General features: G+C 32.6%; 11 protein-coding genes and 1 tRNA gene. 8 read left to right on the top strand and 4 right to left on the bottom strand.

The annotated features are described in order from the left end of the window. Both LDL23_RS03575 and LDL23_RS03570 read right to left on the bottom strand, forming a co-directional pair. A partial coding sequence (locus tag LDL23_RS03575) for a TIGR01777 family oxidoreductase (protein WP_291264485.1) occupies positions 1–757 on the bottom strand: 757 nt, incomplete at its 3' end. Positions 758–869: 112 nt separating this feature from the next. Further along, on the bottom strand, positions 870–1,325 hold the full coding sequence (locus tag LDL23_RS03570; protein WP_291264484.1) for a DUF4442 domain-containing protein: 456 nt from the start codon (positions 1,323–1,325) through the stop codon (positions 870–872). 234 nt (positions 1,326–1,559) lie between these two features. Here LDL23_RS03570 and LDL23_RS03565 point away from each other — a divergent pair, with 234 nt between their 5' ends. The 4 genes from LDL23_RS03565 to LDL23_RS03550 all read left to right on the top strand — a co-directional run bounded on the left by LDL23_RS03565 (position 1,560) and on the right by LDL23_RS03550 (position 5,503). Next, the gene (locus tag LDL23_RS03565) at positions 1,560–1,889 is read left to right on the top strand and encodes a PadR family transcriptional regulator (protein ID WP_026724567.1); all 330 of its coding nucleotides are present in this window, start codon (positions 1,560–1,562) and stop codon (positions 1,887–1,889) included. A gap of 5 nt (positions 1,890–1,894) precedes the next feature. After that, positions 1,895–3,652, top strand: coding sequence for a PspC domain-containing protein (locus LDL23_RS03560; RefSeq protein ID WP_291264483.1), 1,758 nt, complete (start codon positions 1,895–1,897; stop codon positions 3,650–3,652). Positions 3,653–3,654: 2 nt separating this feature from the next. Continuing rightward, the gene (locus LDL23_RS03555; protein ID WP_291264482.1) at positions 3,655–4,380 is read left to right on the top strand and encodes a head GIN domain-containing protein; all 726 of its coding nucleotides are present in this window, start codon (positions 3,655–3,657) and stop codon (positions 4,378–4,380) included. A 286-nt stretch (positions 4,381–4,666) separates the two neighbouring features. Beyond that, positions 4,667–5,503 (top strand): DUF2807 domain-containing protein, encoded by an 837-nt coding sequence (locus LDL23_RS03550; RefSeq protein WP_291264481.1) that lies wholly within the window; start codon positions 4,667–4,669, stop codon positions 5,501–5,503. 43 nt (positions 5,504–5,546) lie between these two features. Here the strand turns inward: LDL23_RS03550 and trxB are convergent, their stop codons facing one another. Together trxB and LDL23_RS03540 are read right to left on the bottom strand one after the other, a co-directional pair. Next, positions 5,547–6,494: a thioredoxin-disulfide reductase gene (gene trxB / locus LDL23_RS03545; RefSeq protein WP_291264480.1), complete on the bottom strand. Its 948-nt coding sequence runs from the start codon at positions 6,492–6,494 to the stop codon at positions 5,547–5,549. A gap of 132 nt (positions 6,495–6,626) precedes the next feature. Then, a tRNA-Pro gene (locus LDL23_RS03540) sits at positions 6,627–6,701 on the bottom strand. Between the two features lie 191 nt (positions 6,702–6,892). On the opposite strand from LDL23_RS03540, the gene udk reads away from it, so the two are divergent. From udk to LDL23_RS03520, 4 genes are all read left to right on the top strand, one after another. Beyond that, on the top strand, positions 6,893–7,501 hold the full coding sequence (gene udk, locus LDL23_RS03535) for a uridine kinase (protein ID WP_291264479.1): 609 nt from the start codon (positions 6,893–6,895) through the stop codon (positions 7,499–7,501). Beyond that, positions 7,501–7,854 (top strand): septum formation initiator family protein, encoded by a 354-nt coding sequence (locus tag LDL23_RS03530; protein ID WP_194093083.1) that lies wholly within the window; start codon positions 7,501–7,503, stop codon positions 7,852–7,854. The genes udk and LDL23_RS03530 overlap by 1 nt, the downstream gene beginning before the upstream one ends. Before the next feature lie 11 nt (positions 7,855–7,865). After that, the gene (locus tag LDL23_RS03525; protein WP_291264478.1) at positions 7,866–9,230 is read left to right on the top strand and encodes a methylmalonyl-CoA mutase subunit beta; all 1,365 of its coding nucleotides are present in this window, start codon (positions 7,866–7,868) and stop codon (positions 9,228–9,230) included. Between the two features lie 2 nt (positions 9,231–9,232). Further along, a partial coding sequence (locus LDL23_RS03520; protein ID WP_291264477.1) for a methylmalonyl-CoA mutase family protein occupies positions 9,233–10,000 on the top strand: 768 nt, incomplete at its 3' end.

Raw genomic sequence — 10,000 nt, 5'->3', positions numbered from 1 at the left:
TATTTGGTAAAAACAATGGTTTTCCTAAAGTTTTAGCAATCGCTTTTGTTAATTCAGCATTCGTAGCAGGATAAGGCGCAACTCCGTTAAAAACTCCGGAAAGTTCATTTTGAATTACAAATTGAAAAATACCTACTAAATCCTGAATATGAATCCAAGATTGATATTGTTCTCCTGAACCAAAAGCAGCTCCAACACCCATTTTAATTGGTTTTGCCATTTCTTGTAGTGCGCCACCATTTTTCGCCAAAACAATTCCAATTCTGATTTTAGCTACCTTAATATGAAGTTTTTCAAACTGATTGACTTCCTCTTCCCATTGTTGCACTACATTTCCTAAAAATGAATTGTCTACCTTATTATCAGTTTCATGATAAATATAATTTAAATCGTCTGGGTAAATTCCAATTGCAGAAGCTGAAATAATCTGTTTTACTTGATGCGAATTCTTTTGAAGTGTTTTATAAAGTAATCTTGTAGATAAAACTCTACTTTCAATTATTTCTTCTTTGTAAGAAGATGTCCATTTTTTTGCAACCGAAGCACCAGCCAAATGCACAATCACCTCAACATCTGTTAAAGCATTTAAATCGATTTCAGATGTTTTGGGATTCCAATAAAAACCTTTGTAATTATTTTGTGAAACTAATTTAGATTTAGAAGTTGACAAATAATGAACAGTAAATCCATTTTGAAGTAATAAACTCACCAATTCTTGTCCAACTAATCCTGTAGCCCCTGTAATTAAAACCGTCATTTTCTTTTCCTTTTTCCTCAAATTTACTATCAATTAATTGGTAATGAAAGCAAATTAACTTATGTTTAGGATTAGTTTTAAGTTAGTAACAGAAAGTTTAGAATTAAAACTGCTAAGCTCTTACTTTAATAGTCCACTCAAATTGCATTTCGGAAACTTGTTCTCCTTTTTCGTTTTTACCTATAGAAGTCAACCAAATCGTTTGTCCTTCATTCGTATCAATTGCTTTTTGGATGGTTTCTTTAATTAAATCACCTTGATCACATGTAAAAGTAATTCTTCCAGTTGCTTTTTTTGTAAAGACACTTTTATTTTGAGCTACTAACATTGATATACTTTTTCCACTTTGCTTGATTTGAAACATAACCAAAGCCCCAGTAGTAAACTCTGCTGCCATAGCTTGCACAGCAAAATACATAGAGTTAAATGGATTTTGGTTAAACCAACGATGTTTTACGGTTACTTCACAAACTTCTGGTGAAATTGATTTAACTCTCACACCGCTCCAAAAAGCAGAAGGCAGTTTAAAAAAAGTAAAAAGATTCAGTTTTGCAGGTGTAAACTCCATAATTCATTGATTTATTTTTGTAAAAATACAAAAAATACTATGCATTCCTACTATTTTTTTAAATGTTAATTTTTTGTTAAATATAGGTACTATGCGTAACATAATACCTGACTTTAGACTTATCTTTGTATAAGAAAATAATAGGTAATCTAATTTTCAATCATCAAATCAATCAATGCGCAAGCAAAAAGAATCAAAAAATGAACAGTCTAATTAAAAAAAACAAGGGGAATTATGAACATTGAAAACACTAAAGCACAAATGCGAAAAGGTGTTTTAGAATTCTGTATCTTATCAGTCTTAAAAGAAAAAGATGCATATACTTCTGAAATATTGGATACGCTAAAGAATGCTAAATTACTAGTTGTGGAAGGCACCGTTTACCCACTTCTAACAAGATTAAAAAACGATGGATTATTAAATTATCGTTGGGAAGAATCCACCTCGGGTCCACCAAGAAAATATTACGGTTTAACCGATGAAGGCAAAGAATTTTTACAAGAATTAAATGGCACCTGGAAAGAATTATCAGATGCAGTAAACATAATAACAAGTCAAAACTAAAGGTCATGAACAAAACAATAAGTATAAATTTAGGAGGATTTTTCTTTCACATCGACGAAGATGCCTATCAAAAATTATCGCGTTATTTTGATGCGGTGAAACGTTCACTTTCGCCTGATGGAAGAGACGAAATCATGAAAGATATAGAAAGTCGCATCGCCGAATTATTCCAAGAGCGCATACAAAACGAAAAACAAGTCATTGGTTTAGTAGAAATTGACACTGTAATTGGAATCATGGGACAACCAGAAGATTACAAAATAGATGATGAGAAATCAACATATCAATCTAGTTCTTCATCTTCAACAAATTTCTATTATCCTTCAAAAAGATTGTATCGTGATAAAGAAAATGGAATGCTTGGTGGTGTAATGGCAGGATTAGGTCATTATCTAGGAATGGATGCTTTATGGTTGAGAATCATCATGGTGATTTTATTCTTTGGATTTGGAACTGGATTATTCGTTTACATTGTATTATGGATATTAATTCCAGAAGCGGTTACCACAACTCAAAAATTAGAAATGAAAGGCGAACCGATAACCATCTCAAACATCGAAAAAAAAGTAAAGGAAGGTTTTGACGATATTACTTCTAAGTTTAGTAATATCGATCATGAGAAAATCGCGAACACAGCTAAATCTGGAGCTACTAGAATTGGTTCTACTATTGAAGAAGTTATCACAACTATCTTTAAAGTATTCGCCAAAATAATTGGAGCTTTTATAGTGTTTTTCTCTGGAATGGGATTGTTAGCAATCATTATAACGAGTATCATCATGATATTTTCGTCAACAATGCCTGATAATTACATTTTAAACAACATCCAAACGCCAATTGGTCTAGAAACTCCACTTTGGGCTCAAGGAATGTTATTGTTACTAGGATTTGGAATTCCGCTGTTTTTCTTACTGATTTTAGGATTAAAACTAATAGTAAACAACTTAAGATCTATTGGAAATTATGTAAAATACAGTTTGTTAGCGGTATGGTTAATCGCAGTTGGAATAATTATTTCATTAGGAATTAACGAAGCATCGCAGTTAGCATTTGAAGGAAAAGCGGTTCAAAAAGAAATGATTGCAATTGCTCCAACGGATACTTTAAAAATCAAATTCAAGAACAATGATTTTTATTCGAAAAACAATTACAGAGATCACGATTTCAAGATAACACAAGACGAAGCCGATAATGAAATAATCTATTCAAATAATGTTTCTATCGAAGTTAAGTATACAGATGAAGCAACTCCATATATGTTAATTGAGAAATTAGCCAACGGAAAATCAACTTCTCAAGCAAAGAAAAGAGCTGAAAAAATTAAGTATAATTACAAAATTGAAGGAAACACTATTGTTCTTGACAATTATTTGTTAACCGCCGTAGAAAATAAATTTAGAGGTCAAGAAGTTGAAATTTATTTGTACTTACCAAAAGGAACTATCTTTCAAACTGACGAAAGTTATAGCAATTACGATAGAAGTGATTACGACTTTTTCGACGAAAATGAATATGACACGAAAAATCCAATTTATAGAGTGGATTCTGATAAAGTAAAATGCTTAAATTGTTTAACTGAAGAGATTGATGATAGTTTAAGTATAAAAGTTGAAACTGGTGACACTTCGGCAACTATTTACTATGATGAAAATGGTGTTTTGGTAAAAAAAACTGTTACAAATAATGGTGAAAGAAAAATCAAAACAATCGAAAACACACCTCCAGACATACAAAAGAAAGAAGAACCATCTAAAAATAAATAATTATGAAAACGACTCTAAAACTAATCGCTCTCTTTATTACACTTACTTTAGCCTCTTGCAATGCTAACCTAAATTTAGGAGATGGTATTGATGGAAGCGGAAACGTAGTTACAGAAAAAAGAAACATAACTACTCCTTTTACTAAAATTTCTGCCAGTACAGGTGTTGAAGTAATTGTAGATCAAAGTGAAACTACAGAAGTAGAAGTGGAAGTAGATGATAACTTGATGGAACATATTGTTACTAAAGTTGAAAATGGTACATTAATTATAAAAATTGATGGCAACATCAATACAATGGAAAGCGCAATTGTTCGCGTAAGCACAAAAACTATTGAAGGATTAGAATCTACTAGTGGTGCTAGTATCCGTTCAAAAAGCACATTAAAAGGAACTAACTTAATGGTTAAAACAAGCAGCGGAGCTACAATTAATACAGATTTAGAATACGAAAAGGTAAGTAGCGAATCAACAAGTGGTAGCGAAATAAAACTATCTGGAAAAGCACTTGCATTAGACACTAAATCATCAAGCGGAAGTGAAATAGATGCAAAAGACTTAGCTGCAAACGAAATTACAGCACAATCAACAAGCGGAAGTAATACAACTGTAAATCCAATTGTATTATTAAACGCGAAAGCTTCAAGTGGAAGTTCAATTGATTACATTAAAGAACCCAAAAAAGTAATCAAAGAAGAAACTTCTGGTGGAAGTGTGAGCCTTAACTAATTAACAAATAATTAGTATTTAATTAACAGCATTATTTTAAGCATTTTATAATTTTACATGAATAAACTAAAATTCAACTCTCATGATTAAGTTAATAATTCAAGTCGTAGAATTTGTTTTTACTTTGATAGTAAATTTTATCGAATCCATCATATAGCATTAAAGCATCAGCTAAAACTGGTGCTTTTTTATTTACTAAATTTCATAAAGATTGAACTTCTGATCTTGAAAAAATGAAATTTGGAACAAATTTTGTGTATGTTTGTGATATCAAATTATTACAAAAATGACAAAAAAAATATCTTTTCTGTTTACCCTTTTATTTTTAACTACAATAGCTGTAGCACAAAAAAAAGAAAAAATCAAAGGTTCTAAAATTGTAACGGTTTCAGTTAAAGAAATTCCATCTTTTGAAAACATTGAAATCAATGACAATTTTGAAGTCTTTTTAGTAAAATCAGACAACCCATCCTTAGAAATTGAAGCTGATGACAATCTTCATGAAATCATTAACTATGAAGTGGCAGGTGGAACATTAAGAGTTTCTTCTTTAAGAGAAGCAATTGGTGCCAAAAAATTTGCTTTACGTATCAACTATACTTCCGAATTAAAATTAATTACTGCTAAAAACGAAAGTTCAGTTCATGCTTTGGCAGATTTAGAATTAGAAAACATTACCATAAAAAACTACGATAATTCAAGAGCATTCTTAAATGTAAAGGCAAATTATTTTGCATTGGTTTTAAACGATAAAGCAGAAGCAGAAATTAACGTAAAAGCAGAAAACACTTCTTTAGAATTAAGCAAAAATGCTGAATTAAAAGCATTAGTAACTTCTCCTGAATTAAAACTTGACATGTATCAAAAAAGTCAGGCAACAATAGAAGGAAATGTAAACAATGCTAAAATGAGATTAGATAATTATGCCGTATTAACTGCAAAAAAACTAGTAATTGCTACTCTAGAATTATCTACCGAAAGTTATGCTAAGAGTTTTATTAACGTAACAAACACTCTTGATTTAGCTGCTTCAGGAAAAACAGAAACAGAATTATTAGGGGGATCAAAAATTCAGATAACTAAATTTTTGAATAACGCCACTTTGTATAAAAAAGAGAAATAAAAAAATCCGACAAAATTGTCGGATTTTTTTATTTCTCTCAAAATTACTGTTTCGCCGCCAAATAACGTTCAGCATCTAAAGCTGCCATACAACCTGTTCCCGCAGCTGTAATTGCTTGACGATATACATGATCTGCCGCATCACCCGCTACAAACACACCTGAAACATTTGTTTTTGAACTTCCTGGAACATTTACGATATAACCCGTTTCGTCTAACGTAATATAGTCTGCAAAAATATCTGTATTTGGTTTGTGACCAATCGCTACGAAAAATCCTGTTGCTGGAATTTCTTTCGTTTCTCCTGTAGCTCTGTTTTTAACTTTTACACCAGTAACTACTTGTCCATCACCTAAAACTTCTTCTGTTTCAGTGTGCATTAAAATTTCGATGTTTTCTGTTTTTTGTACACGTTCTGCCATAATTTTAGAAGCTCTAAATTTATCGCTACGTACTAACATCGTTACTTTTTTACATAATTTAGATAAGTAATGTGCTTCTTCACAAGCACTATCTCCTGCTCCAACGATTACTACTTCCTGATTTCTATAGAAAAATCCATCACAAACCGCACAAGCTGAAACACCACCACCTAATTTTAAATAGTGTTGTTCCGATTCTAGTCCTAAATATTTTGCAGAAGCACCAGTAGAAATAATTACCGTTTCTGCGTGAATTTCAATCGCATCATTAATCCAAACCTTATGAATAGCTCCAGAGAAATCTACTTTTGTAGCCCAACCATCACGAATATCAGAACCAAAACGTTTTGCTTGCTCTTGCAACTGAACCATCATTTCAGGTCCGGTTACACCTTCTGGGTATCCTGGAAAGTTTTCCACTTCATTTGTTGTAGTTAACTGACCTCCTGGCTGTTGCCCTTGATATAAAACTGGATTCATATTTGCTCTAGCCGCATAAATTGCTGCAGTATAACCTGCTGGACCAGAACCTATAATTAAACATTTTACTTTTTCGATTGTATCTGACATAACTTTATTCTTTTAAGAGTAGCAAATGTAAGTTTTTAATTAAAATTATTTCTTAAAATTGAATTAGTTTTAATTATGAATGTATAATTTTTGACAATAAAAAAACCTCCTTGAAGTTTCAAGAAGGTTTTGTCGGGGTGGCAGGATTCGAACCTGCGGCCTCCTGCTCCCAAAGCAGGCGCGATAACCGGGCTACGCTACACCCCGAATTTGTGAGTGCAAATATAGAACTAATTTCTATTGTTCCAAACAAATCAATTCTTTTTTTTAAATAATTTTTCACTTCCACTCAACCTATATTTTTTTAGCACGTTAAGTATAAACTTTCTATCCAAAAACAAAAAACACTTAGAATATTATTTCTATTTTTGCTAAAATTAAACAAGACAACCTTTTATATGCTAATTATTGGAATTGCCGGAGGAACCGGAAGTGGAAAGACAACAGTTGTTCATCAGATTATGAATGAGTTACCTTCTTCTGAAGTAGGTATCATTTCTCAGGACTCTTACTATAAAGAAACGCATCATTTAAGTTATGAAGAGCGTACTAAAATCAATTTCGATCATCCAAGAGCTATTGACTTTGAATTGTTAGTAGCACATCTTAAAGATTTGAAAGCTGGAAAAACCATTGAACAACCAGTTTACTCTTTTGTAACTCACGACAGAACAGATGACAAGATTTTAACCCATCCAAGAAAAGTAATGATTGTTGAAGGTATCTTAATTCTAACCAATCCCGAATTAAGAGAGATGTTTGATATTAAAGTGTACGTTCATGCCGATTCTGACGAAAGATTAATTCGTCGTTTAAAACGTGACATTGCAGAACGTGGTCGTGATATGGAAGAGGTTTTGAATCGTTATCAAACTACTTTAAAACCAATGCACGAGCAATTTATCGAGCCTACAAAAGCGTTTGCTGATATTATTATTCCTAACGATAAATATAACACGGTAGCTATCGATGTAGTTCGTGCCGTAATTAATCAAAGAATCGCATAATGAACAAAATCAAGAATTTAATTGCCAAATATCCGTTTTTAGCATTCGTAATGAATCGCTACGTTTTGGTGTTAATTCTTTTTTCTGTTTGGATGCTTTTTTTCGACAATTATTCCTATTTAGAGCATCGTGTTTTGGATAAGGAAATTGAAGAAATTGAAGACAATATTCAGTACTATAAAACTGAAATCAAAAAAGACAGCACAAAAATCAAAGAGTTAAAAAATGATAATCGAGTAGAAAAATATGCGCGTGAAAAATATTATATGAAACGCGATAACGAAGACATCTACATCATCGAATTTGAAGACGAAAAGAAAGCTGCTGCCGAAAAAACAACTAGTAACAATTAAATACATAATTCGTGGCTAACAACAATTTATTTTCCGATTTTGAAGCCGTTTCTTCTAAACAATGGAAGCAACAAATTCAATACGAACTAAAAGGTGCTGATTACAACGAAACTTTAGTTTGGGAAAGTCCAGAAGGCATTAAAGTAAAACCGTTTTATCACAATGATGAAACTGAGGTGAATCTTGATGCAATTGTCCCAACAAAACCTTTTGCTATTGTTCAAAATATTTTTGTTCACGATGTAAAAAAATCGAATGCTCGAGCATTAGAAACATTACAAAGAGGAGCAGAAAGTGTTCGTTTTACTTTAGAAAATGATGCCGTTTCAATTGAAGAATTGATGCAAAATCTTCCGTTAGAAAATGTAAATTATTATTTCCATTTACCTTTTCTTTCTGTTGAATTTTCGAATAAAATCAATGAATTTGCTTCAAAAAGTAAAGCCAATATTTTTATTCAAAACGATTCAATCGGACAATTAGTAAAAGATGGCAATTGGTTTGAAAACCTTGAAAAAGATTTCGAAAAATTAAATGCAATTGCTTCAAAATCAACTGTTCCATTTTTAACTATTTCAAGCGGAATTTATCAAAATGCGGGTGCGAATATCGTACAACAATTGGCTTACACTTTAGCGCAAGTAAATGAATATTTCAATAGAATTCCAACTATCAATCAACCGATTACAATTGAAGTTGCTGTTGGAACAAATTACTTTTTCGAAATTGCAAAATTAAGAGCCTTACGCCTTTTGTTCAACACATTAGCTTCAGAATACAATCATAATTTCGATTGTCATATCATTACAACACCAACAAAACGCAACAAAACCTTATACGATTACAACGTAAATATGTTACGTACGACTACTGAATGTATGAGTGTAATTCTTGGTGGAGCTGATGCGGTTGCGAATTTAGCTTACGATGCCATCTATCACAAAGACAACGAGTTTGGCGATAGAATTTCGAGAAACCAATTGTTAGTTTTAAAACACGAAAGTTATTTTGACAAAGTAAACAATCCAGCTGATGGTGCGTATTACATTGAAACGCTAACGGAACAATTAGCCGAAAAAGCTTTAGAATTATTCAAAGATATCGAGAAAAATGGCGGATTGATTTCGCAATTAATCGATGGAACAATTCAAAGAAAAATCAACGAAAGCGCTCAAAAAGAACAAGAACTTTTCGATTCAGGAAAAGAAGTTTTATTGGGAACCAACAAGTATCCAAACAAAAACGACCAAATGAAAAACGACTTGGAATTGTATCCTTTCGTAAAACAAAACGCCAGAAAAACGCTAATCACACCGATTATCGAAAAACGTTTGGCTGAAAAATTAGAACAAGAACGATTATCTCAAGAGCAATAATCATGAGAAAAGATATACAACATTTAGAATTAGGCAAAAGTGAAAAGGCAAAAGTAAAAAGTACTAATGCTGATAATTTTGCTACCGCCGAAAACATCGAATTAAAACCAACTTACACTAAAGAAGACATTTCCAATTTAGAACATCTTGGTTTTGGAGCTGGTTTTGCGCCTAATTTACGCGGACCATACGCTACTATGTACGTTCGCCGACCTTGGACCATTCGTCAATATGCGGGATTTTCAACTGCGGAAGAAAGTAACGCTTTTTACAGAAGAAACTTAGCTGCTGGACAAAAAGGTCTTTCGGTTGCCTTCGATTTAGCGACACACCGTGGTTACGATTCTGACCACGAACGAGTGGTGGGAGACGTTGGAAAAGCTGGAGTTGCGATTGACTCGGTGGAAGATATGAAAGTACTTTTCGACCAAATTCCGTTAGGGGAAATGTCAGTTTCGATGACGATGAATGGTGCGGTTTTACCTATTATGGCATTCTACATCGTAGCTGCAGAAGAACAAGGCGTTACTCCTAACCTATTGTCGGGAACGATTCAGAATGATATTTTGAAGGAATTCATGGTGCGAAATACCTATATTTATCCACCAACGCCTTCGATGAAAATTATTGCGGATATTTTCGAATATACGAGTAAAAATATGCCAAAATTCAACTCGATTTCGATTTCGGGTTACCACATGCAAGAAGCGGGAGCTACTGCAGATATTGAATTGGCGTACACTTTAGCAGATGGTTTGGAATACATTCGC

The organism is Flavobacterium sp., assembly GCF_020217025.1.
Classification (GTDB): domain Bacteria; phylum Bacteroidota; class Bacteroidia; order Flavobacteriales; family Flavobacteriaceae; genus Flavobacterium.
Note: the sequence above shows the minus strand (reverse complement) of the source record. Positions and strands in the feature narration are given on the sequence as shown.